Consider the following 24711-nt stretch of genomic DNA (forward strand, 5'->3'; position numbering starts at 1 on the left):
AATCTTAATGAATTTACAGGCTTTCCCTCGTAAAACTTTTATACCCTTTGTGGTCAAAAAAACACAACTAAAAATATATTAAATTCCTTTTTATATTGAATTAAAAAACGATGTTTCCACCATGTACTAAGGACTTCACGTCCGAAATTCTCGAAACAGCTTCTGCAGAACAACTTGCATTGATAAGAACAAAATCTGCTTTATCTCCGGATTTTGGCCATTGCTGTATTCCTTTATCATCCAATGGAAGGATATTTCCCGTTGCAAGCTTTAAACTTCTTGACAATAAAAATTCTGTGGAGTATCCATACAATTGCGCCATTAAGTTGGCTTTCTGAAGTACACTGCCTGTTCCGAAAGTATTCCAGTGATCTATAATACTGTCATTTCCTGTCAGAACCGTTACCTTATGTTTGTAAAGCGTTGGTATGGGCATAATCAGCCTGCCAAAAGGGATTGTGGAAACAATTCCGATCTGTGCTTCGCCCAATTTTTCAGCGATTTCTTCCTGTTTTGCCGATTCCAGTTTTCCAAGGACAAAACAGTGGCTTAGGTAAGTTTTTCCTTTAAGCGCAGGATTTTCATTTACTTTTTTAATCAAGTATTCTACAGTTTTTAATCCTGAATCTCCGGTTTCATGCAGATGGATATCTATTCCTTTTTTATTATCCAGAGCAAGCTGAACCGTGAAGTCTACTACTTTTTCAATGTCTCCATCAATGTTGAATGGGTCTACTCCTCCAATAAAATCAATATCCATTTTCGCAGCTTCTTTCAGGTAAGGCACAGAATCCGTATAAAACACTCCATGTTGTGGAAAGGCTACCAGCTCAGCACCAAAGCTTTTCTTTTTATTTTCTAAAGCCTTCTGTAAATTCTTTAACGACTGAAGTTTGGAAGTGGGTTCAATATTCACATGACTTCTGGCATAGGAAGTTCCTTTTGACTGTAATAATTCAATCAGTTTTTCAGCCTTGAAGGTTGAATTTTTCAGCATTTCCGGAAGCATTTTCTGCTCCAGCTCTATCATTCCTTTGATTCCTCCGGTTCTTTTTCTCACAGCCTGCCATTGATCACCATAAAAGGTTTTATCAAGATGAATATGCATATCTTTAAATGCAGGAAGCATCAATAATCCTTTAGCATCAACCGCTTTAGCGTTAGGTTGGTTAGGAGCAATTTTTGTAATTTTTCCGTTTTCAACCTCTACATAGAACAGATCTGTTTGGGTAGAAGCGACTTCCCCATCCTGGTATTCAAAACCTGTTTCCAGACGAACATTTTTAAGGCTCATTTTTCCTTTTGCAGAAAGAGTATTTTCATCAGATAAAGGTGATGCCGTCATGATATTGGGTATTAAAGTTAATCCTGCTACAGCCAATGCTGAATTCCGGATAAAATCCTTGCGGGAGATATTATTGTCTGAGGTCTTCATGTCCAATCTATTTAATACAAAATTAAAAAGAAGTGTCCCTGAACAAAGTGTATGAATTATTACAAAATCTGTATGATTTATGCATTGTTTTGATTACTTACTAAAATACCAAGTTTATCTTTCCTTTACTACAATAAGGAAGACATCCATCACAATTGTCATTCTGTAGGAATCCAAAATTATGCTGTTTACTCTGTTGAGACTCCTACGGAGTGACAAAGAGACTGGCAAAACTTTCTGTTTCAACTATAGTTAATAATTAACAACTACTATAAAATTATCCATAATGCTTGTCATTCCGTAGGAATCCAGATTATACCGCTTCTACACTGTCGAGACTCCTACGGAGTGACAAAGATTACGCAGAACTCTGTTTATGTGAAACATTTTTTAACCTGCAAGCGCCTTATTTTTTGCATAAAAAAACCGGATCTAAAATCCGGTTTCATTATTATTTATTTATTTGAATATTCAAATTTTCTTACAGCTTCCAACGTCATATCAATTTCTTTATCCTTAATTGCATCACTGATGAAGTAAGTTTCGTACCCACTTGGCGGAAGGTATACCCCATTCTGCAACATTTGGTGGAAGAAGTTATTGAACAATGAATGATTAGCTTCCTGCGCCTCATCAAAGTTGGAAACTCTGTTGATATGGAAAAATACAGACATCATAGAACCTTTTCTGTTAATTTTATGAGCAATCCCTTTTTCATTTAAAATTTTTCCGATTTCGAAATCTAAAGTTTCCGTAGTCTTATGTAATCTGTTGAAAAATTCAGGATCATTTTTAATAAGCTGAAGGGTTTTTAATCCTGCTCTCATAGCCAAAGGATTTCCACTCAATGTTCCTGCCTGATATACACCTCCTTTTGGAGCCAGATGGTCCATAATTTCATTTTTCCCTGCGAAAGCTCCTACCGGAAGACCTCCTCCGATTACTTTTCCGTAAGTTACTAAGTCTGCTTTTACATTAAAAAGCTCCTGAGCTCCTCCGAAAGCCAGTCGGAAACCGGTCATCACCTCATCAAAGATTAATAAAGCACCGTTTTCGTCACAGATCTTTCTCAGGTTTTGTAGGAAATTGTTTTCCGGCAATACACATCCCATATTTCCTGCAACCGGTTCTATAATTACGGCTGCAATCTCTGCCTGGTTGTGACGGAATAAATCCTCAACCTGTTCAAAATCATTATAACGGGCTAGTAAAGTATCTTTTGCAGTGCCAGCAGTTACTCCCGGAGAATTTGGATTTCCGAATGTAGCAGCACCACTTCCGGCTTTAATCAGGAATGAATCTGAGTGTCCATGATAGCAGCCTTCAAATTTTACAATCTTATCTCTTCCTGTGTATCCTCTTGCCAGCCTGATTGCACTCATACATGCTTCTGTTCCGGAAGAAACCATTCTGATCTGGTCAATATTCGGGACATTTTCAATGATAAATTTTGCAATTTCTGTTTCCAGTTCTGTAGGTGCTCCGAAAGAGAATCCCTTCTCTGCCTGTATCTTCAGTTCTTCCAGTACTTCAGGATGGGTGTGTCCTAAGATGGCCGGGCCCCATGAATTGATATAATCGATATAAGTATTATCATCTGCATCGGTAAGGTAAGCGCCCTTTGCCGATTTCATGAAAACAGGCACTCCTCCTACGGATTTGAATGCTCTTACCGGAGAGTTTACTCCTCCCGGAATGTATTTGTAGGCTTCATCAAACAAAGCCGAACTTCTTTGATACTTCATATATACTTAGTTGCTGTCGACAGTTGCTGGTTGGCATGTAACTGTCAACGGTAAACTCTCAACAAAAAATTAAATTAGTTTCGTGGTTTTTTGTCTATTAAATAAATCAGCTGTCCTGCAGATGGCTGCTGTCCTTCATCCATTCTGTTTTTGGCATATAATTTATTTAATTTGATTCCGAATTTCTGGGCAATATCATGCATATCTTCTCCGGATTCTGCTTTATAAGTAGCGGTGTTTCCTGTAGAATTTTTGGATTCAAGGAAGACGATATCGTTTTTCTTTAAGGTTTCACCTTCCAGTTCATTCCACTTTATCAGTCTGCTTTCGCTGACTTTGAATTTATTGGCAATGAATTTCACATCAGTATCTTCAGGAATTACAATATATTTCAGACCGTCATTCGGATGGCTTTTGATAAGAATGGAATTAAGAATTTCAGCTTTCGTTTTGATTCTTTCCACTCTTTTTTGTTGTTGTGCGTAAGAAGTCTGTTTGTAAGGAACTTCTACAGTCACCGGATCTTTAGCTTTTTTCAATGCTTTTGAAGGCTCCAGTTGAGCCATGAAAGTTCTGTCATCTTTCAGATCCGGATACATTTTAAGAACGGCATACAATACTTCATTGGAATTGGTATTGTCGTATTCGTATAGTCTGTATTTTTCAATTTTGGTAATAAGAATTGAAGCATAGCGCGGATTGGTGGCATATCCTGCTTTTTTCAAACCGGTTGCCCACGCTCTGTAATCTCTCATATCCAGTTTGAAAAGATTTGCGTAATATTTTCTTGTTGATAAAAATATAGAATGATCTTCATAAGACTGTCTTGGATCGTCATACACACGGAAGCATTCATTAGGTGCATCATCGGTATGTTTCATCGTTCTACCGGTCCAGTCTTCTTTACATTTTATACCGAAGTGGTTTTTACCTTCCTGTGCCAATCTGCTTTGCCCGCCCCCGGTTTCCAATAATCCCTGGGCAAGGGTAATAGAAGCCGGAATTTTATATTTTTCCATTTCTTCTACGGCATATTTAGCAAACTTCTGAATATACTGATCTTCGGTTGCCCAATTTTGGGCTGAAAATTTTGATAAAACTAAAAGGCTTATGGATAGGAAAAGTCTTTTCATGTTTTTCAATTTTACTTATATAATTAAATTTCTGTTCTGTTTTTCTAAAAGCAGATTTGCTCCTTCAATTCCCTGTAATCCTCCGGTATGAAAGCACAAAATCCTGCTGTTCTCAGGAAAATAATCTTCTTCAATCAGTTCAAAAACCTTCTCCATCATTTTTCCTGTATAAATCGGTTCCAAAGGAATACCGTATCTCTCTTTGAAATCATTGATAAAACGGACGTTTCCATCATTTATTTTACCATAACCTCCAAAACATGAATCTATTAGATTAAAATTTTGTCTCAAAGTTAATTCAAAAATTTTATTTTCAAGTGAAGTATCATCAACCGCTTTAAATCCTATAACTTTCTGATTTTCTTCACAAAATTTTGAAATCCCTGCAATGGTTCCTCCGGTTCCAACTGCGGTGCAAAGATAGTCAAAATCTTTTGTTTGTTCGTTGAGCATCATTTTCACCCCTTCCACTGCATCTTCATTGGTTCCTCCTTCAGGAACAATCAATGCCTCCGGGAACTCCTGCTGAAGGAATTCCGTGAGTTTTTCTTTGTGGCGGTATTCTTCACGGGTAACAAATTTCAGGTTCATCCCATTTCTTTTGGCAAAAAGTAATGTGGGGTTATCCCGCCACTTATGCTGAAGTTCTTCTCCTCTGATGATTCCCAGTGTTGGAATACCTGCCAGACTTCCTACTGCGGAAACTGCGGCTATATGATTGGAAAAAGCACCTCCAAAAGTAATAATATAGGGATTATCAGGATTTTTTGCCAGATAATGATTGACATTATGGAATAGTTTCCAGTATTTATTCCCTGAAATTAGCGAATGAATCTGGTCTTCCCTTTTAATAAACAGTTGTATGTTTTTATGAATTGGAATTTCCTGAATGGGAATAGGTTCTGTGGGAAGTTGTAATAGCATTTCAGTTTTTAGCGACTCAAGGTTTATTCTTTACAAAAGTAGGAAAAGATTTAGTGTTGTGTGAGTTTTCTTTTTTCCCACAGATAACGCAGATTTACACAGATTTTTTTTGTTTTTTTTATTCTATATGAATTGTTTAATTGTAAGTTTTGGCTAAAGCCGGATGAATTGTTTATTTATTTGATAAACGGGCTAAAGCCCGTTCCTATTGAATAAGTAGAAATGTGAATACTTAATCTCAAAATAATTCATAATTCATAATTCATAATTCATAATTCATAATTCATAATTCTACAGAAATTTCCTGAAGTTCCAGAATTTTCTTTTTTTGAGATAATTCAGGTTGTTTTCATGGGCATAAGCTTCTCTTTCAAAGGAAATTCTTCTGTAAGCAAGATACCCGTCTTTAAGTTTGAAAAACCAGTAATAATATTCAATAACATAAAAAATATAGAAGAAAATGATGAGCATTTCCATCTGTTGCCGCAAATGGATTTTTTCATGATTAATCAATACATTATTTTCCTTATCTTCGGGTTTCCTAATGAAGATAAAGGGAAATAGAGCAATGCCATTAATTTTTAATTTTTTTAAAGGCTTTTGGCATACAATTATCATAGTAACAAATATAAAAAGTTTTTTGACTAGCATTTAACTTATGGCCCATTATGACATCAAAGAAGGTGAAGACTTCTACTATAATGAACAGGGGTACAAGGTTTTTACAGAAAAATTTCATCTGAAAAGAGGATATTGCTGTAAAAGCGGCTGCAGACACTGTCCTTACGGGTACGATAAAAAGACTGATACATTCATTAAAAGTGATAAAAAAAATAAATAAAATGAAAAAATATATTTTTATTTTGTTGGCATCTGCTACTTTAGGCTTAACTTCTTGTAGCCCTTTTCAGGTACGTTCAGATTATGCTGAAACCGCCAATTTCAATTCTTATAAAACTTACAAAATAAGAATTGATGATCTAAAATTGAATGATATTGATAAAGACAGGGTACTGAACGAACTGTCGAGACAGCTTCAGAGCAAAGGACTTCAGTCCGGAGAAAATCCTGATCTGATTATCAACGTAAAAGCAAATCATAAAAAGATTACTGACATCAATTCCTCTTCTCCTTACGGAATGTGGGGATGGGGTGGACCTTTCGGATGGGGTGTCGGCATGAACAGAACCTGGACAACGAATTACAATGAAGGCGCACTGATTGTTGACCTTATTGATGCAAAAAGCAACAAATTGGTTTGGCAGGGTATCGGAAGCGGAATTTCTGTAGACTCTCCAAAAGCAAAACAGAGACAGATTCCAGAGATTTTGGCTGAGATTATGAAAAATTATCCGCCACAAAGAAAATAAGATTTAAGTCATCCATTATATAAGCCGGTACGTTTTGTATCGGCTTTTTTATGCTTTGTGTTTTTTCACGCAGATAACACAAATTTGCACAGATGAGGCTGACTCAAAAGAGCCATTCTGAATGAAATGAAAAATCTCCTTTATTTGATTATCCATAAGATTCTTCCTACGTCAGAATGACAAAGTCAGATTACTTGACTTTTGAGACAACCACTTCTATTATTTAAGTTTTGGCTAAAGCCCAATGAAAAAAGTGTTATTCTAAACCGGGCTAAAGCCCGGCCCTATTGAATATCAAATATTGAGGATAAATCCTTGTAAAATCATAATTCATCATTTATCATTCATCACTCATTATGTATCGCATACAGTGCATTTAAAATTAACAATTTTGTAATTTTTTATTCACAAAAATTGTGGTATTCTTGCTGAAACTTTATACTAAATATTAATTATGAAAAAAATCATTTTATTTTCTGTATTTGCAGGACTTGCCCACGCTCAGGCTCCTGCAGGGTACTATAACTCTGCCAACGGACTGAGTGGCGCAGCACTGAAAACTGAATTAAGCAGCATTATCTCTAACGGACATATGGATAGAGGTTATAGCGGGCTTTGGACAGCATATAAAACCACTGATATTGATAAGGACTACGAAAATGACGGGACTATCCTTGATATTTATTCAGAAAAACCTGCCGGCGTTGACCCTTATAATTATACTCCGGGAAGTGATCAGTGCGGTACCTATTCTACTGAAGGAAATTGCTACAACAGAGAGCATATTGTACCTCAAAGTCTTTTCAATCAAGCTTCTCCAATGGTTGCAGATATTCACTTTATCAGAGCTACAGACGGGAAAGTAAACGGAATGAGAAGTAATTATCCTTTCGGAAAGGTAGGAAGTACTTCTTTTACGTCCCAGAACGGTTCAAAGCTTGGAACTTCTGCTTCTTCAGGATATTCAGGAACGGTATTTGAGCCGATTGATGAGTTCAAAGGAGATGTGGCACGTATGATTTTCTATTTTGTAACCCGTTACCAGAGCAAACTTTCTACGTTTTCATCAGGAAACATGTTAGGAAGTTCTACTTTTCCGGGATTACAGACTTGGGAACTGAATGTTCTTCTGGCATGGCATAATCAGGATCCGATTTCTCAGGCTGAGATCAAAAGAAATAATGCTTCATATACTTTTCAGGGGAACAGAAACCCTTTCATAGACAATCCAAATTATGTAAACCTTATCTGGGGTTCTCAACAGCCTTCAGGTGACACTCAGGCACCTACTACGGCAACAGGTCTGAATGTTTCAGGAAAAACTTCCAGCAGCATTTCTCTGGCATGGAATGCTTCTACCGATAATGTAGGAGTAACAGCTTATAATGTTTACATGAACGGAAGCCTGCAAACTACAACGAGTTCAACTTCAACAACAATTTCAGGGCTTACTCCTTCTACCACTTACAGCTTTTATGTTGTAGCGAAGGATGCAGCAGGAAATTCTTCATCGAACAGTTCTACGGTTTCCGGTACTACCAATTCTGGAGGCACTACTCCAGGTACCAACTGTGCCAATGAGAATTTTGAAACCATTCCTGCAGCCAGCTCTACTTATTCAACCAAAACATGGAGCAACGGAGGTATTTCATGGACCGCCACCGATGCCAGAACTGATCAGACTCTTAATAACAAAGCGATTACGGTAAGAAGCGGTTCTTTAACATCAGGCAGCTCTGCAAACGGTATTGGATCTTTAACAGTCACTACACAGCTTAAGTTTTCCGGAACTAATGGTACTTTTGATGTAAAAGTAAACGGAACTACCGTAGGAACTATTCCTTACAGTACTTCAGTTACAACGACGACCATTAACAATATCAACGTTTCAGGAAATGTAGTGGTAAGTCTGGTTAATAGTTCTGCAAGTAACAGAGTGGCTATTGATGATCTTTCATGGACGTGCTATTCAGGATCAAGTGCAAGAATGGCTCAAAATACAGCTGCAGAAACCACTTCCAATAGTTTCAAAATCTCTCCGAACCCAATCACCAATCAGGAAATTTTTGTGAAAGGAGATCTTCAGAAGGTAAAAAGAGCGGAGATTTATAACCTTCAGGGGAAAACTCTTCAGACGATTGATCAGCCTTTCAGAAATGGAAACTCTATTAAAACAAGAAATCTTGGTCAGGGAGTTTATATTTTGAAACTGGATCAGGTGACGATGCAGTTCCTTGTAAAATAATTCAGATATCAACTTTATATAAAATGCCGGTCTTCTTTAGACCGGCATTTATTTTTTAAACTCCCGCTGATTTTGCTGATTGATCAGACCTTTTTAACGCAGAGATTTATTTTTACTATTTTTATTTTAGAGAGCAAAGAGTGATCAGCAAGCTGATTTGATTAAGCGAATGTTCTAATTTCTTTGTTTCTTTTATCTTAATTAATTAGTTCAAGGAAATTTTATCCAGATCGGGATATCCTGATCCTTTGAGAAGATCTTTCCATTCTTTATTTTTGAACACGAAAAGATTGCAGCGGTATTCATCAGGCCTGTTATCTATTTTGGTTTCACAATAGTAATAGAGCATATCTTTGTTTCTCCATATAGCCACTTCCTGTCTCATTTTATTATGAGTCTGGATGATTTCATTGTCTTTAACTTCTGATTCAAAACCTTCACGAATGGTATCAAATCTGGGTTTCTGAAGTGTTTTGTTTAAATTATCCAGAAGTGCCGTCTTTTCTTCCTCTGTATAGATATCAAGCTGATACATCCCTAATTCGTCTTCTTTTTCATTGGCGAGAGGGCCAATTTCCTGATCTACTTTTCCAAAGTGTAAAATTACTTTATTGGTATTTTTATGATTCTTTCCTTCAAGATCTATTCCATTGAAGTGTAATAATTCTTTTGATGAAAAGGCCAGTTTTTCATTTCCAATCAGGGTCACTTCATTGGTACGAACAGCTTCTTTCTCTGTTGCTCCGGCAGATTTTAAAATTTCATTGATATTTTGTCCCACAGCAACTTTAGCAAGATTGAAAGGTTCTGTCTGAGTACTCCCTTGTGTTTCAACCAAAGACTCAGTATCTTTATTTTTCTGATGGCCGCATGAAGCAATGGCCAAACAGATCATTGGCAGTATTATATATTTCAATCTTTTCATAATGTTAGTGTTAGTATGCGGTTATCAATAATAGAACAGAAAAAAAATGATTCAAGTATCCGGAGATGCTTTTTTATTTATTTTAACTTCAAATTTCTATTTCTTTGCACGAATATAAAACGCTTATATTATTTCAAATTCTTCCTTTCCTTCCGGAATATAAAATGAAATATCAAGCATCAGTTCTTCTTCTGTTTCCGGGTTTTCCAGATATAAAGCAGATTCTCCGTTTGCCTTTTTTAAAAAAGCGACTTTATTTTCTGCACATACAAACATAACGGCATCTTTAGAAACTGGCTGTATTTTAAATCCGGATTTGAAATCTTTTACAAGATCAGTAAAACGTTCTTCTGATTCTGCTTTCGAAAGATACATTGAAGCAGCCATATTTTCCTCTCTTTTGGAAATTGATTTTTTATAATCCTCAAATTTATTTTCTCTTATTAATCTTGATATATGATCATAAGCCTGTTCCAGTTTTTTTCTGTTGTCTTTAATATCCTGCAGATTTCTTCCGTTCTGCCACGCAGACAGCTGATAGGGAACTTCTGCTTTAAAGGAACCCACATGTTTAATAACCTGTTTCTTTTTATCTTCTATGGCTTCAGACCGATAGTCTCCAAACTGTTGGTCAAAGACAAAATCATGAGCCACATCAAAAAGTTTAATATTAAATTTCAATTCTGATTTAGGGTGCAGCTGCAAATCGCCGATATTGGGTAAAATGGTTGCTGATACAGACTGAACACCACTTTTCAGTATGGCAAAATTAATCGGAATGTTAGTAGCTACCTGCCCTTCAACATTCATATGAATCACAGGATAATCATTAATCCTTATCTCGAACAAACAGGCTGATGCACTGAAATCGATCATATAATAGGGTTGTTTTATCATAATTTTAGTTTTTAATGATTTTAGACCAATCGGTAAACATTTTACTGATGGTATTGGTATTGATGATGCTAAAGCAAAGCATTCCCAGGAGAATAGAGCTCCAGCACCACGCAAGTTTAACTCCGTTTTTGTCTGTTATAAAGAAAAGAATCAGCATAGTGACTGTTCCAAAAAAGAATGTGAAAAGCAGAGTGTATAGTATGGCCTGAATAATATACATATTGAATTTCAGTTTTCTGAAAACCCAGCCTATGATACTGACCGCCATAATCAGGCCTATAGGAAGCAGTAATGCCCCGAAAAGAACAATTTCGGGTTTTTCCATCAGTATACTTTCATACCCGAAAAATGTATTAAAACTGAACTCCTTCATATTGTTTTTCCTGATTTGAAACTTCTAATAAGGTTTTGTCTTTATAGCCTAGCATTTTTGCCAGAATAACATTGGGAAATTCATGAATTCCTATATTATAAAGGCTTACGCTGTCATTGAAAAATTCTCTTCTGTCTGCAATTTTATCTTCCATTCCGGAAACTCTTTTCTGCAGTTCCAAAAAGTTATTATTAGAAAGAAGGCCCGGATAGTTTTCTGAAACGGCAAAAAAAGATGAGAGTGCTTTTGAGGTCTCGTTTGCAAGTTCCGTTTTTCTGTCAGAATCATTCGTGGTGTTATAGAAAGTTCTAAGCTCAGTCAGTTTGGTAAGCAGATCTTTTTCATGATTCATAAACTGTTTGGCAACGTTTACAAGGTTAGGAATTTCATCGGCTCTTTGTTTTAAAATAACATCTATATTCCCATATGCTTTTTCCACATTGAATTTCAGCATGACAAGTTTATTGTACAAACTGATGAAAAAAGCCAGAATGGCTATGGTAAGAAATACGGCGATAACGATGGCTACAATTTGATCCATTATTGTGATAAGATTAAAATCATTACTATAAGTATAACGATACAGGTTACCAGAAATGATCTCAACAGAGGCTGGTATTTATTCCAGACTGAAATTCCTGCTGCAGTGGTAATTCCTAAAAGCTTATGACCTGTATCTTTTTTGATAAAGGCTTCACCGTTTCTGGAATCAGCGGCACCTACCAACAGCATTTCCTGACCAGATTTAAGCAGTGTTTCCTTATATCTTTTCTGTCCGTTATAACTTACATTTGTTTCTTCGATGAATATCAATTCTATCCCTTCCGGATGTACTTCAATGGTTCCTGTATCATCCTGCATTTGAAAGAGATTACACTGGGTTTCTTTATGAATGGTTGTATAAGAATTTTTTCCTTCCTTATCTCTTGTAACATCTTCAATCGTATAATAATATCCTATGCATTCTTCTCTTGCAACAGGTGAAATCAAAGGTTCTTTCATAATCAGTTTCCCCTGAATTTCTACCAGTCCCATGGCCACTGATTTTATTTTGGATGTAGGTAATGATGCCTGAATTCTTAAAAATCTTTTTCTAGAATTAGGAAGCAGTAAAACAACTGCAATAATAGAAAGTATAACTAACGGTAAATACGTAATTACTTTTTCTGCATAATAATCATAATTATCCATCAATAAGAGTGTGCTATGGAGTATAAGTTTTTACAAGATGTGCAGCAGCAGTTTCCTGTCCGTCTGCGGTCTTCACCTGATTGTCTACAATATAGAGAACAGAGGAAGTATTGGGTTTATTATTGGTGTATTCATAATATTGTACCAGTACCATGGTTTTATCTTTCAGATCCCATAAATAGGCTGCATTTCCCAATATTTTACCTTCATTGTTCTTTGCAGGAACTCCGGCAAGAACTTTAGGATTTTTGTATTGTGATTTCAGATAAGCCAAAAGATCATTTCCTGCAGCGGTATCTTCCCATTCTATTTTTATTCCTTTTGTAAGTTTTTCTGCAGGATTGTTTATTAATAATCCTACTGTAGAGCTTTTTACGTTATTTTCTTTATGTTCCGGAAAGGAGATATTCCCGAATTTGTATCCGGCTACATCTTTGGTATACGCAATAGGGAGTGTGGTTACAATTTCTCTTGCCTCTGTCTGATACTTGGTATCTTTTAAAACTTCTTTATACCCTTTGGAAAAATCTACTTTCTCCAGGTCTGTCTTCTGTTGTGACTGGCATGATACAAACATGATAAAACACAAAATTATTAAAACGATCTTTTTCATATTATCTAATTTCTTATTAACGGAATATCGGCACTGAATCCGAAAAGTTCTTCGAGACTTTTGATGACATCAAATTTAGGTACAATTTCGTTAAATTTACCTTCTGCGATAATACCTTCGTCTTCCGAACTTCCTTTAAGTTCTGCCGGTTTTTTATTACCTCCTCTAGGTATTTTCTTTTTGGCAGACATTCCTACTTTTCCTTTGATCACATATTCAGCATTAAGTCCATCGAATCCTAATTCCGGACGGTAATTTAATCCTTTATCATCAAATTTCACACCATGTCCGAATGTAATGGAAGCTGATCCCTTACCACTCATCTCAAAATATCCTTCTACTTTAACAATAACAAGATTGGCTTCTGCTTTTGCCCAAACTCCTGCTTTTAATTCAATTTTAAGGGTATTTTTTGCTTCTATCTTTCCTTGCTTGTCCCCTTTTTCACTTACGGTGTTGAATGAAAAACCAATTGAAGTTTTGATTTCACTTGAAATAACGAGATCAATATAAACATCTGAGCTTAGTTTAGCTCCGAAATCATCATTCCCAAATTCCACCCCTGTGTTCATCTGGTCTTTAATCACTCCGTATAATCTCACCGCTCCCGGCGCAGCAGTTCCTCCACTTACCGCTCCGGCAACAAGTCCAACAGCAGTACAGAGAAGGTCAACAGTAACCTCTAATCCTATCAGGGGTTCTGCATTAAAAGATATATCAACCTTTGTTCCTAATCTTTCTATTTCTGTATTTTTCTGTTTGGCTCTTTCCAGGCACCATTCTCCCTTCAGATTAATATTGGGTGGTTTGATGGCAAAAGTTACCGGAAGACCTTTAAATCCAATATTTCTAACTTGTCCTTTGGTTTTGTTGGTAATACCATCAGACATTGCTCCGAGTGAGCCAAAAAGATCATAGAGCTTTTTAAATTTTGTTTCGTATTCTCCTTTAAGCTCTTTACTTTTCTGAAAATTTCCGCTTCTGTTCTTTTCCCATTCACTTTTCAGGCTGAATCCGAATGAAGCATCTTTTTGTTTCCATCTTCTTTCAGCGCCTATTTTACCGGCTTTTGCCTGTAGGTCTTTATGTTTTGCAGCAGGCTGGTTTTGCCATTTTACGCTAAGCTCGTTGGTAAGATTAACGAAGAAAGTGAGCGTCCATTTAATATCCGGATAAGCCTTGATTAATACAGTGGTTCTTTTTTCATTACTGAAATACCTGCAGGTATGGGCATGCAGATGGAACTGGTTTGGATTGGCCCACATAGGCCAGATGTACTGTATAGGCATCGTATCAAATTTGGATAAATCTGAATACACTCCATAATTAAATGAAGGCGTAGTAAAGGTCTTTACGGTGTCTCCTTTATCGATGGCCTGACCTACATCTACGATCAGGACCTGTTTCTTATGTTTTCCCTTGCTGTCTCTGAAACATTCATTGGTTTGAAAACCTGTAACATCAATCGTTAAGTCTTTCTTCATAGATACACTAGGCGCTGTTACTTCATAGTTAACAGTCTGGGCATCATGGGCATTGAACACGAATGAGATGTCTACTCTACGGTTGTTTTCGTAGTCTTTTTCATTTTTATATTTGATATTATCTCTTCCCTTTTTATCATCTGTAGGATCTACTTCTCCTTTTCCCACAGAGATTATTCTTCTGGGATCTAATCCACCGTCTGCAAAGAATTTTTTGACAACGTCTGCTCTTCTTTGGGAAAGTCCTTTATTATAATTCTGTTTTCCAATAACACAGGCGTAACCACTCAGGTTCATGGTGGCATCTTTATGTTCTAAGAGGAATTTGAGAACATTATTCAGAATGGCAACCCCGTCTTTATCTATGACGGTAGAATCAAATTTATAAAAGATTGTTCTCTGAATATGTTCCTGTAGTGCAGGCGATTGTATTTGTTTTACACCGTTACCATTATCAAAAACTTTAACGGTTGTATTATTAGCCTTACCATCTTTTATTTCACTTTCTGTAATCTTAATGACTTCAAACTTACAAGGTTCCAGTCTGACAGAATTTACATCCGGCTTATAAACTTTAGTTGGGGTCTGGTTCTGGGCTCCGTTGGTATTGGTGGTAACAACTTTATTTTTTACATTCAGATAGATGGCATGAAGATCATCACCTAATTTGTCTTTGATATACTTTTTGGAAGCAACATCTTTTACTTTAACATAGAATTCCTCTACATTCTGGATATTGTCTACATAGGCCATCCAGGCAAAGGTATTCTCTATTTTCAGATTTACTTCGCCATCTATGACCTGTACATTGTTGTAGGTATGGACCTGTTTATCTGCTTTTGCTGTCTGCTGATTCCAGAGTTCGATACTGACTGTATTTCCATTCAGTCCTTCCGTCATCAGATTAAGGTGTACAATGTGACCGTAGGAAATATATTCGTTCTTTTTATTGTTTTTTATGCTTTTGCTGTTTTTCTGGGTAGACCATTTACTGCTGACAATTTTGGGATCACACCAGCCTTTTACATAGATTCCTGTATCATTTTTGGGGTCTCTTACTCCTGACAGGCTGGCTTCAATGTAAAACTGATAGCTTCCACAGTATTGCTTGCCTATTAAGAATTTATATCCAGTAGCAGAAGTTATCTGATTGATGATAATTTTTTTACTGCTGTTCTGCCTCATCCAGGTCAGCGGTTTCTTTTTGTCTGCATCTGTGGTGCCCGGCAGCCATTCGCCCACGCCAAACTGTACCCACTGATCCGGCTTTATAGTAACCCTCTGCCCTAATACAGACATTTTGGGATAATACAATCCGCTTACAACTTTTATTTTTTTTACGCCTTTTGCCATTGTATTATCATTTAGATTGCACCATCCTGCCCTCCTCCAGAAGGCTGTTCGTTATACATTTCTTCGGAATCTACCAACGGATTGATCTGCTGCTGGACATCTTTGTCAGCATTTTTAAAATTCTGCTGGCTGGCTTCTGCTCTCTGCCCATGGTCTATAATCTCAATACATGGAGTTCCGGCAATAGCACATACTGCTTTGCTGTCTTCTACGATGATATATCCGCCATTGCTGAGCTGTACTTTATCATAAAACTTCTGCCATTCTGTAACCATAATTTTGCAGGGAGGAGGAGGGCCACCCATTTTGGTACAGTTTCCGAATGTATTTTTTTCAAATGTGGCGGCTCCAATTTCTTTCGTGGTAACGATCAGTTTTTTGGAAGCGCTTTTATCATTGGCATATTCTTTTTGGTGTGTAAGTACTTTCAGCTTGTCCGGAACCTGTCCGAACTGGCATTTGCATAGGGCGCCCTGTACTACAATATGTTTTTCTGCCATATTAATTTTATCTTTAGTGAAATGGTATTTTATTTTTCATCAATTCCTGAAACTGATACTGAAATCTTTTTTTCTTCCTGCAGCATGATACTGCATTCCAGGTAAAGAGATTCCGGAAGTGAAGTTTCTCCTTTCAGATAGCTTATGAGTCTGAAAGTTCCTTCTTCATTCATCACAGGTTCATCTTCTATAATCAATGAAAAAGGTGATCTTCTTATAAAATCATCAATATCTCTTTCTTCATATAACTTTCCTGTTCCTTCTATGGTAATCAGGCCTGTTTCTTCTTTCAGCGGGTCTGTTTCCAGTGTCAATTTATATCTGGGTTCAATCGCATTGTCCACTACAGGAAAAGTTGTTGTCATCTCAGTTCTGTATTCCTTTCCAAAACTCTGGTATATTCCAAAGAATAAAGTGCGGATGAAGTAATCATTTTTAAGGTAAAGATTGATGGCTTCATGCTGACTGATTATTTTTTCAATCTTTCTGCAGTATTCGTCTACGGTTTCGCCTTCAAATTCTTTGTATAATTCTTCTTTTACAGCCGTCCATCTTTTAAGAAATACATCAGCATTTTCTATGACTTCAAATTTCCCGTGTTCATCTGTACTGATCTGTAAAGGATATAAAACCTTAGAGGTTCTGTAAGCCAGCAGGTCTGCAATTTCATTCACTTCTTCTTCATTAAGATAAAGATTGGATGTTCTGTCAATTTCAAAAAAATGAATTCCTTTATCTGTTTTTAACCAGCGAACAGATGTTTCATATTTTAGTTCGTTTTTGGTTTCTCCTTTTTCAATGGTAATGACAACACTGTATCTTCGCACTGAATTTTCCGGCTGAAGGGTAAGGCTGTTTCCTTTCCCGAATTTTACCAAAATATTTTTATCTGCAACCGCAGTTCTCGGAACAAAAAGTTCTTTCTGCCCGTTCAGGTTGATCAGGATCATATCCTTAACCGTGCAATGATTGTTATGAAAGAGTTTTAATGCATCTTTATCCAACCCGTACAGCGAGGCTATACTTTTTAAAGTTTCATCTTTCTGAACGGTATGTATATTATATTTCTGCATAAAAATATTCCTGCTTCAATTTCTTTCTTGGTATAAAATCTTATTAAAAGTTTAATGGATAACCCTTGTTCTGTTCGGTCTTGGATCCATCCCGATTTTTTCTCTTCTTGCTGACCAGTGAAGGTATTTATGGCGAAGTTTTCTTAAATCAGCCTGTTCCTTTACTTCTTTCTGATAAGCTGCCTGACGGTCTTCCGGAACTTCGTTTCCTCCGTAGGCATCTCTCAGTTCTTTATAATGTCTGAAAGAATATGGCTTGCCATCTCCCATTACATACGTTCTGAGACGGTCTTTTATTCCTATCAAAAACTGATCATCCAAGATGGAATATTTGTCATCCGTCATTTTTTTTAAGGTGATAGGAAGATTTTTATCAATGCCATATTCCGCCATAAAATGTAAAGGAATATAACTGAAAGTCTTTAAAAGATCACGTGATCCCCTTAGTGACAGGTAAAATCCGGGAGTAATGGTAAGCTCACCTTTATCGTACCATCCTTCATTTTCAAGCTCTATTTTTAATGCTTCTAATTTGCTGCTGGTAGTCCATGACGTTTCCACTTCTTCCCATGTTTCCCTTCCGTTTTCATAAGCTCCTCCTACATCACAGTGTACACCTGGAAATGTTTTTTCAGTTCCTATGTGTACTCTTGTAAGGTCAAAGTTTTCTCTGTGTTCATCGGCTGCGATAAAGTGAACTACGGTCTGGGCTTTTCCAATTTCATTCAAGCTTAATTCTTCTACGTCATTGCTGAAATTGGGCATTGGTGACAAATATTTTGAATAGGAAGAAACGGTATCGTAAATTCCGAGGAATCTTACTTTTAAAACATCTACTTTTAATCCTGCTTCTTCGAGTTTAAGGCCAAGATGACCCCATTTTGGAAGTTCTTCTGAGGCAACACCCTTTCCATCATCATCGGAATACGTTGTCACCGAAACTGCTTCATTGGCAACGGTTCGGGAAGTGGCTCTATATTTTGCTTTTCCGATTTCGTATACAAAATTACGGGCAGCAGCAGCTCCACGGCTAAATCCGAATACATCAAAAGTAAGCACAGCAATTTTATCGGCTTTCTTTTCTGCTTTAATGGTTTTCACCTTTTTTACGATTTCTTCACAGCCTTTTCTCACTTTCGATCTGATTCCGGTTTCTCCTGTTCCGAAAGCATATCCCAACGTAGCATCGCCTTCCTTATCCTGTGTACCGATACCTTCTATATAAATGCCGAAGTTTTTATCATAGTTGTCCCACATGCGGGCTACATTGCTCCAGTCATTGTTGTAGCTGGTATTGTCTGTCGCTTTTCCGCCGTGTTTTTTATGGGCATCTGTCTCTTTTATTCTTTCGTTTGTATTGGTTTTATTATTCAGGGTTCCGTCAAAAAAAATCCCAATGGTAATATCCAGTACTTCCTCTTTGGATACAGATGGTGTATAACTTCCAAATTGATTGTTGTGCATAGTTCTTGTTTTTAAATTGACTGAGTGAATATTATCATTCTATCTTTCGGGATACCCTGATTTTTGCTTTGGTAACAGGCAGCTTTTCTTTTTCAGATTCTAAGGACACTAAAACTCTGGTATTGTCTTCATTGACTTTAATGGTCAGATCAATGTTTTTGTCTTTTCCTGATTTCTGAAACAAGTCAAATATTTCTTTATCATCAAAAGCGTCTATCCAAACTGCATATCTGTTGTTGTTTTTATCTTTCCAGTAAAAACCACAGAATCTTGGAACAGCTCTGCTTTTGTAAGTATTATCTTTTAAGCTCTGGTCAAAAAGATTTTCCTGCTCTCCGTTATAGTTGGTAAAACCGAAATCAATCCATGTTGCTCCTTCAGGAAGAATCACAGCAGGTTTCCAGTTGTATTTTTCTCTGTAGACGTTGTAAATATCTGCAGCCGGATACCCTTCTTTTTCAATTTTCTCACGTACTTCCGGCTTGAATGTCTTGTAAGACGGATCTTTAAGCATTCTGTCGGCAAAACCTTCTTTCAGCATATACTGAGCATTATCATAGGCTTTTTCTTTGGTAATTACGGTATCATGAGCCTGGAAAGCACCTATTTCTTTCTGGTTTCCGGGACCTTTCATCCATAACACCACTCTTCCCTGTGGAGCCAGTCCGACAACAAAAGAGCTATAGGTAGATTTCTTTTTCGTATCCTGATCTACAAATCCTTCATCAAAAAGGGTTTTTATCTTTTCTTTATCCAGATTCCATTTTCCGGTGTAGAATTTTTTTTCTACCAAAGAATACCATGTGAATTCCAGTTCATGAGGAGCATCCATTCTTTCGGTATTGACGTTCATGGTGCCTCCTTCTTTGCCCCATCCTGTATTCTGTGTTCCCCAGATTGCATCAAAGCCGTATGTAAAATCATCAGCGACAATTGCTCCTTCATAAACTTCCATCGGATATTCCTGCGGGGCAGAAACGGTTCCGAGCCAACTGTATTTTTCTTCCATTTTTTTATTCTGACAATTCGTTAATGAAAAACACCATATAAAAAGAATCAGCAGGTTATATTTACTTATGACCATGGGACATAATCTTCTTGTTACTTGCTAAAACCAGATTTTCTTTATGGGCTTCCACATTGATTTTCTTTGCTATTTTTTCAACCTTTTTTCCTACGCTTAAATGGTAGGAATCTTTGACTGTTATGCGCAGATTGGTTGCTGTTTTAATGATCGCCATATCAGAAAAGTTTTGATTTTTCAGCACTGTTGAATTCTACAATTTTTCCACTTTGCATCGTCATATTTTCCAGTTCGCTGAACATAGAAATTTCACCGGCTATTTCATTGGAAGTTTCAGATTGTCTCTTGAATTCTTTTTCAATCATTTCCGTTCGGGTATCGGAAGCTTCCGTGATGTCTCCTGAAGCGGTAAGTTTCATATCTTTTCCTGCGATGGAAACAATATTATCGTTCGCTGTACTGGTAATACTTGCGCCTGCTCCTATCGAGATTTCTTTTCCTGCGGTAATATTGATATTGTCACCTGCATTTAAAGTAAAGTTTTTAGGCGCTTTCATGCTGATATTTCCCTGTCCATCCATGAAATAGGTATTTCCGCTTGGATCCAGGATCGTTACACTGCCTTCTTCATCATTCATTAAAATTCTGATTCCGCTTCTGGTTTGGATTGATTTAAGGTGGTTGTTAATACCTCCTCCCAAAGCAATTCCTCCATGAAACATTCCTCCCATTACAAAAGGTCTGTCTGGATGGCTGTGTACAAAATTAACCATCACCTGATCCCCAACTTCCGGAATGGCTACATAACCACGGTTTTGGGTAATCTGATCCGTTCCTCCTGCATCAGGGCTCATCATACGGATAAAATGAGTAGTATCATTGGTCTGCCAGTCAAATCTCACCTGTATTCTTCCCTGTCCTTCGGGATCTGTATTGGAAATTACAGTGGCAGTCTGTGGCTCTGCCTTCGGAATGGTATATTCCGGTTTTGGAAGAAATCCTGTATCAGCTGCTATTCCTATGAAGCTTCCTTTGTAATGACCTATGGTGTCAATTTCATGTTCCGCTTCTGTAATCATGATTCTGGTGAAATAAGAGGTTTCATTAGAATCCTGTTTTCGCATCTGAACATCTGCTACACAACCCGGATGCAGGAAAGGAACTGTTGTATTTCCTGAAATAGAAAAAACATTGACCGCTTCACTTCCGGATGCACTTTTCTGAGAGTATTCCACATCAAGATGGGTAGTCGCTTTAATGGGAGCCATCTGCAAAGCCGGCGTTTTATAAATAGATTCGTTATGGCTGTAGGCTGTTTTCGCCAGATCACTTACATGTTTAATAGGTGTTGAACCCGAAGTCAGTCTTTCATTTTTATTACTGTTATAACCGTAGAACTGAGGCTTGGTATGTATAGCTTTCAATTCTACTTTTATATCATTGGCACTGCTTCCGTAGGTAAGGGTAATGGGTTTATTCTGAGCCGGAAGTTTTCCGAAATGTAAAACTTCACCATCATAATAGAACTGTTCACCATAGGCTTCAGCCATTCTTGCCAGATAGTTATAATGCGTTTCATCATACTGACTGCTATAAATAATCTGAGAAAAATTATTGGCATCTACCCTGACATCAAATCGGCTTTTATCAATTCCCTGTTTAATCACTTCTTCAGCAATGATTCCTACATTCACAGACTGATTCCCTCCAAAGCTTTGGATATGTGGTGCTCCGTCAAGAAGAATGGTAGGGCTGAAACCTGTAAGCACAATATTTCCTAAACTCATATGTTCCTGGCTGAATCCTACTCCGGTAATGACTCCTACAAAAGTTCTTTCCGGGCTGTTGTCTATATCTTTATAGGAAATAATAGCTGTTAGTCTTTTTCCAAGGAATTTATTGGCCTCTTCCAATGAATGGGTCTGTCTGTCCCCCAGCGTATCGTGTGCCAGTGTCAATGTAAATTCGTGATGTCTTCTGGTACTTTGTTTAAGCTTGAAATGTTTATAGTACTTGATAATTTTCCCTTCTATGACAAGAGAAAGTTTTACCAGACGGTTGATGCCTGTATGATGGTTTTCAGAAATACCATCCGCATTCTGCGTCGGACGAAAAGACGTCGCTTGTGATTTTCCAGGTGTATTTGACATATTTTTAGTGATTTGATTAGTTTTCTAAACGATTATTCAACAGAAAGGGAGTTTAAAAATAAAAACAAAAGCTCCTGCAGAATATAGTCTTAGGTAAAAAAAGACCGTCTTATGAAGGACAGTCTTTTATTTTTAGTTCATGAAAGACTTAGCTCATTGGCCAAAGTCCGTCATAGAATGAATTTCCATAGGTAATGCTTTCAGCACTTATGACGAAGCTGATCAGCATGTTGTTGCTATCTATTGCATCAAAATCTACTTCATGTTGGATGACATATCCGTTTTCCCATTTCAAAGAGATGAGTGTTCCTTCTTCGTGAGATTTATTAAATTGAATTTCTCCGTTTGTAGGTTTATATTTGCTGTTTAATAAGCTTTCTAAAACATCAGATTTTTCTGTTGCTTCAATGGTTACTTTAATCAATGCGTTTGACGGATCAGATGCTACACGTCCTGAAACATCTGTAGATCTTGATACGCTATAGTTAAGCTTTAATAACTTCTGACCTTCACCTCCATTGAATTTTAAGATTCCTCTCGAATTTCCTGCCATATTCTTACATTTTAATCATTAACGACTGTTCCCTGATATAGGATTTATATAACAAAGATAGACTTCAGGTTCTAATTTAAAAAGTTTTTAAGGCACTGTTTTAGAAATTGTAGTAGTTCTACGACATTTTTAGAATTCCGGATTAAAAAATAAATTTAGAATTTTAAACTAATTTATTTTGTTTTTCATTGAAAATATTCTACAAAACCCCGCGAAAATAAGGACACTGAAGAAAACACTTCAACAAGCATTTCCTTCAGTATCATCTATTTAGTTTGTCTTTCCTCTATAATTAGTAATGTTTATAAATATACCCGATTACCATAATAATCAGGTTGATAATGATCATAATCAGTAAAATATTACTGTATTTTCTTTTTTTATCGATAAAACTCAGACCAAGAATTATAAAAAATATCAATAGGGTATACACCGCAGGATACATTTGAAAAGCTTCTGCAAACTTTCCTTCAAACACCAATACAACAGCTCTCTGTGCACCACAGCCCAGGCATTCTACTCCCAGGAATTTTTTACTGGGGCAGGTAAGCATGAAATCATCAATATTCATCTGTATTGGTTTTATAAGAGACCTGTTAATTAAGAAGAAATTTTGGCTCTGGTATACTGATGCGGGAAAAAGCAGTTTTCTTTCATTTCAAAAGATCCCTGAACAGCAATATAGGGGTTTCTAAGAATCTCTCTTGCTACGAAAATTAAATCGGCATCGCCTTTCTGAAGAATTTCTTCAGCCTGCTCCACTTTAGTAATCAACCCTACTGCTCCTGTCTTTACAACTGCTTCATTTCTTATCTGTGATGAAAAAGGAACCTGATAGCCATCGAAAACCGAAATTTTGGCACCATGAATATTTCCGCCACTGGATACATCAACAAGATCTACAGCATGTTCTTTTAAAATTTTGGCCAGCTCAACACTGCTTTGGATATCCCAGCCATTATCTGCATATTCCGTTCCTGAAATTCTAACAAAAAGAGCGGTATTTTCATCCAGTTCTTCATTAACAGCATCTACAATTTCGATCAGAAATCGGACTCTGTTTTCAAAACTGCCTCCATATTCATCTGTTCTGATATTGGAAAGTGGTGACAGAAACTGATGGATCAGATATCCGTGCGCCCCATGAATTTCAATAACGTCAAAACCAGCTTCCACAGCTCTTCTCGCAGCTTTTTTAAAATTCTGAACCTGCTCCTTTACCTCATCTGTAGTGAGTGTATGTGGAATTCTTTCTGTGGGGTGATAAGGAACAGGACTTGGAGCAACAGTTTCCCAGCCTTCTTCCAGAGGAATCTGCAGGTTATTCCATGTTGAACCTTTTCTTCCGGCATGAGCCAGCTGAATTCCTATTTTGCTTTCTGAATTTTTATGAACAAATTCTACAATTCTTTGCAGTTTCCCTGCCTGTTCATCATTCCAGATTCCCATACAGTGATTGGTAATTCTTCCTTTAGGTTCTACTCCTGTAGCTTCTACCATCAAAAGACCTGTCCCGCCCTGAGATCTGCTTCCGTAGTGTACAAAATGGAAGTCGTTAGCCTCTCCGTTTTCACATGAATACATACACATGGGAGACATTACCCATCTGTTTTTTAACTCTACATTTCTGAATTTTATTGGTGTGTATAGCATTTTACTCTTTAAAAAAATTGAACTTTTCACCGGAAGAATAAAATATTGTCCACTTCATTAAAAAGAACTAATTTTACCCCCCTTTTTTAGTTGACAATATATGAAAAAAGACATACAGATCAGTTACGAATATTTTAAAAATAGCAGTGAACTGAGCGATATAGAAAAACAATTATTTGAAAGAGCCAAAGAGGCTCGTGAGAATGCTTATGCGCCTTATTCTCAATTTTTGGTAGGATGTTCCGTATTATTGGAAAACGGAGAAATTTATTCCGGAAACAATCAGGAGAATGCTGCCTACCCTTCCGGACTCTGTGCAGAAAGAACTACTCTTTTTTGGGTAGCCGCCAATTTTCCGGATGTGAAAATAAAAAAGATCTTCGTTGTAGGAGGTCCTAAAGAATTTCATGAAAAGAATCCTCCGATTCCTCCTTGTGGAGCATGCCGCCAAAGTTTGATTGAATACGAAACCAAGCAGAACGAAAATATTGACCTTTATTTCTCCAGTATGAATGAAGAGGTTGTAAAAGTAAGTGCAGTAAAAGATCTGCTTCCTTTTTATTTTGATTCGACGTTTTTATAAGGAAAGACTTTATCCTTGTCAAG

At 36.9% G+C, this 24711-nt stretch carries 25 protein-coding genes; 4 read left to right on the forward strand and 21 right to left on the reverse strand.

The genetic code is table 11. The features are described from left to right. Positions 1-100 precede the first annotated feature (100 nt). From CQ022_RS09110 to CQ022_RS09130, 5 genes are all read right to left on the reverse strand, one after another. On the reverse strand, positions 101-1435 hold the full coding sequence (locus CQ022_RS09110; RefSeq protein ID WP_105681104.1) for an amidohydrolase: 1335 nt from the start codon (positions 1433-1435) through the stop codon (positions 101-103). A 455-nt stretch (positions 1436-1890) separates the two neighbouring features. Next, positions 1891-3180 (reverse strand): glutamate-1-semialdehyde 2,1-aminomutase, encoded by a 1290-nt coding sequence (hemL, locus tag CQ022_RS09115; RefSeq protein WP_105681105.1) that lies wholly within the window; start codon positions 3178-3180, stop codon positions 1891-1893. 74 nt (positions 3181-3254) lie between these two features. Further along, positions 3255-4313, reverse strand: coding sequence for a glucosaminidase domain-containing protein (locus CQ022_RS09120; protein ID WP_105681106.1), 1059 nt, complete (start codon positions 4311-4313; stop codon positions 3255-3257). Between the two features lie 15 nt (positions 4314-4328). Then, positions 4329-5237, reverse strand: coding sequence for a 1-aminocyclopropane-1-carboxylate deaminase/D-cysteine desulfhydrase (locus CQ022_RS09125; protein ID WP_105681107.1), 909 nt, complete (start codon positions 5235-5237; stop codon positions 4329-4331). A 291-nt stretch (positions 5238-5528) separates the two neighbouring features. Beyond that, a complete protein-coding gene (locus CQ022_RS09130; protein ID WP_105681108.1) occupies positions 5529-5855 on the reverse strand; it encodes a hypothetical protein in 327 nt (108 codons plus the stop codon). Between the two features lie 40 nt (positions 5856-5895). Here CQ022_RS09130 and CQ022_RS09135 point away from each other — a divergent pair, with 40 nt between their 5' ends. From CQ022_RS09135 to CQ022_RS09145, 3 genes are all read left to right on the forward strand, one after another. Then, on the forward strand, positions 5896-6078 hold the full coding sequence (locus CQ022_RS09135; RefSeq protein WP_047434227.1) for a DUF5522 domain-containing protein: 183 nt from the start codon (positions 5896-5898) through the stop codon (positions 6076-6078). A gap of 1 nt (position 6079) precedes the next feature. Next, on the forward strand, positions 6080-6607 hold the full coding sequence (locus tag CQ022_RS09140; RefSeq protein ID WP_105681109.1) for a DUF4136 domain-containing protein: 528 nt from the start codon (positions 6080-6082) through the stop codon (positions 6605-6607). Positions 6608-7061: 454 nt separating this feature from the next. Continuing rightward, the gene (locus CQ022_RS09145; RefSeq protein WP_105681110.1) at positions 7062-8852 is read left to right on the forward strand and encodes an endonuclease; all 1791 of its coding nucleotides are present in this window, start codon (positions 7062-7064) and stop codon (positions 8850-8852) included. A gap of 205 nt (positions 8853-9057) precedes the next feature. Here the strand turns inward: CQ022_RS09145 and CQ022_RS09150 are convergent, their stop codons facing one another. The 16 genes from CQ022_RS09150 to namA form a co-directional block, all read right to left on the reverse strand. Beyond that, positions 9058-9777, reverse strand: a complete 720-nt coding sequence (locus tag CQ022_RS09150; RefSeq protein ID WP_105720518.1) for a hypothetical protein — start codon at positions 9775-9777, stop codon at positions 9058-9060. Positions 9778-9900: 123 nt separating this feature from the next. Beyond that, entirely contained in the window at positions 9901-10674 is a 774-nt protein-coding gene (locus CQ022_RS09155; RefSeq protein ID WP_123864413.1) for a hypothetical protein, read from the reverse strand. A gap of 4 nt (positions 10675-10678) precedes the next feature. Next, on the reverse strand, positions 10679-11047 hold the full coding sequence (locus CQ022_RS09160; RefSeq protein ID WP_105681113.1) for a hypothetical protein: 369 nt from the start codon (positions 11045-11047) through the stop codon (positions 10679-10681). Beyond that, on the reverse strand, positions 11028-11588 hold the full coding sequence (locus CQ022_RS09165; RefSeq protein ID WP_105681114.1) for a LemA family protein: 561 nt from the start codon (positions 11586-11588) through the stop codon (positions 11028-11030). The genes CQ022_RS09160 and CQ022_RS09165 overlap by 20 nt, the downstream gene beginning before the upstream one ends. Next, positions 11588-12238, reverse strand: coding sequence for a hypothetical protein (locus tag CQ022_RS09170; RefSeq protein WP_105681115.1), 651 nt, complete (start codon positions 12236-12238; stop codon positions 11588-11590). Before CQ022_RS09170 ends, CQ022_RS09165 begins: the two co-directional genes overlap by 1 nt. Positions 12239-12251: 13 nt before the next feature. Continuing rightward, positions 12252-12851, reverse strand: a complete 600-nt coding sequence (locus CQ022_RS09175; RefSeq protein ID WP_123864414.1) for a hypothetical protein — start codon at positions 12849-12851, stop codon at positions 12252-12254. 5 nt (positions 12852-12856) lie between these two features. Continuing rightward, positions 12857-15688 (reverse strand): OmpA family protein, encoded by a 2832-nt coding sequence (locus CQ022_RS09180; protein ID WP_105681117.1) that lies wholly within the window; start codon positions 15686-15688, stop codon positions 12857-12859. A gap of 11 nt (positions 15689-15699) precedes the next feature. Beyond that, complete coding sequence (locus tag CQ022_RS09185) at positions 15700-16188, reverse strand: DUF4280 domain-containing protein (RefSeq protein WP_105681118.1); 489 nt, start codon at positions 16186-16188, stop codon at positions 15700-15702. Positions 16189-16217: 29 nt separating this feature from the next. After that, positions 16218-17261: a hypothetical protein gene (locus tag CQ022_RS09190; RefSeq protein WP_105681119.1), complete on the reverse strand. Its 1044-nt coding sequence runs from the start codon at positions 17259-17261 to the stop codon at positions 16218-16220. Positions 17262-17312: 51 nt separating this feature from the next. Continuing rightward, positions 17313-18725: a T6SS phospholipase effector Tle1-like catalytic domain-containing protein gene (locus tag CQ022_RS09195; RefSeq protein ID WP_105681120.1), complete on the reverse strand. Its 1413-nt coding sequence runs from the start codon at positions 18723-18725 to the stop codon at positions 17313-17315. A gap of 34 nt (positions 18726-18759) precedes the next feature. Then, on the reverse strand, positions 18760-19734 hold the full coding sequence (locus CQ022_RS09200; protein ID WP_262497571.1) for a DUF2931 family protein: 975 nt from the start codon (positions 19732-19734) through the stop codon (positions 18760-18762). A gap of 61 nt (positions 19735-19795) precedes the next feature. Continuing rightward, positions 19796-19966 carry a hypothetical protein gene (locus CQ022_RS22955; RefSeq protein WP_153816338.1) on the reverse strand — a complete coding sequence of 57 codons (171 nt, stop codon included), beginning with the start codon at positions 19964-19966 and terminating at the stop codon, positions 19796-19798. A gap of 1 nt (position 19967) precedes the next feature. Then, a complete protein-coding gene (locus tag CQ022_RS09205; RefSeq protein ID WP_105681122.1) occupies positions 19968-21899 on the reverse strand; it encodes a type VI secretion system Vgr family protein in 1932 nt (643 codons plus the stop codon). 148 nt (positions 21900-22047) lie between these two features. Then, on the reverse strand, positions 22048-22452 hold the full coding sequence (gene tssD / locus CQ022_RS09210) for a type VI secretion system tube protein TssD (protein ID WP_105681123.1): 405 nt from the start codon (positions 22450-22452) through the stop codon (positions 22048-22050). A gap of 292 nt (positions 22453-22744) precedes the next feature. Next, positions 22745-23023, reverse strand: a complete 279-nt coding sequence (locus tag CQ022_RS09215) for a DUF2752 domain-containing protein (protein WP_105681124.1) — start codon at positions 23021-23023, stop codon at positions 22745-22747. Positions 23024-23052: 29 nt separating this feature from the next. Next, positions 23053-24105, reverse strand: a complete 1053-nt coding sequence (gene namA / locus CQ022_RS09220) for an NADPH dehydrogenase NamA (protein WP_105681125.1) — start codon at positions 24103-24105, stop codon at positions 23053-23055. A 100-nt stretch (positions 24106-24205) separates the two neighbouring features. Between namA and CQ022_RS09225 the strand changes: the two genes are divergently transcribed. Then, positions 24206-24688 (forward strand): cytidine deaminase, encoded by a 483-nt coding sequence (locus CQ022_RS09225; RefSeq protein WP_105681126.1) that lies wholly within the window; start codon positions 24206-24208, stop codon positions 24686-24688. Positions 24689-24711 lie beyond the last annotated feature (23 nt).

It is taken from the genome of Chryseobacterium culicis (assembly GCF_002979755.1).
Lineage (GTDB): Bacteria > Bacteroidota > Bacteroidia > Flavobacteriales > Weeksellaceae > Chryseobacterium > Chryseobacterium culicis_A.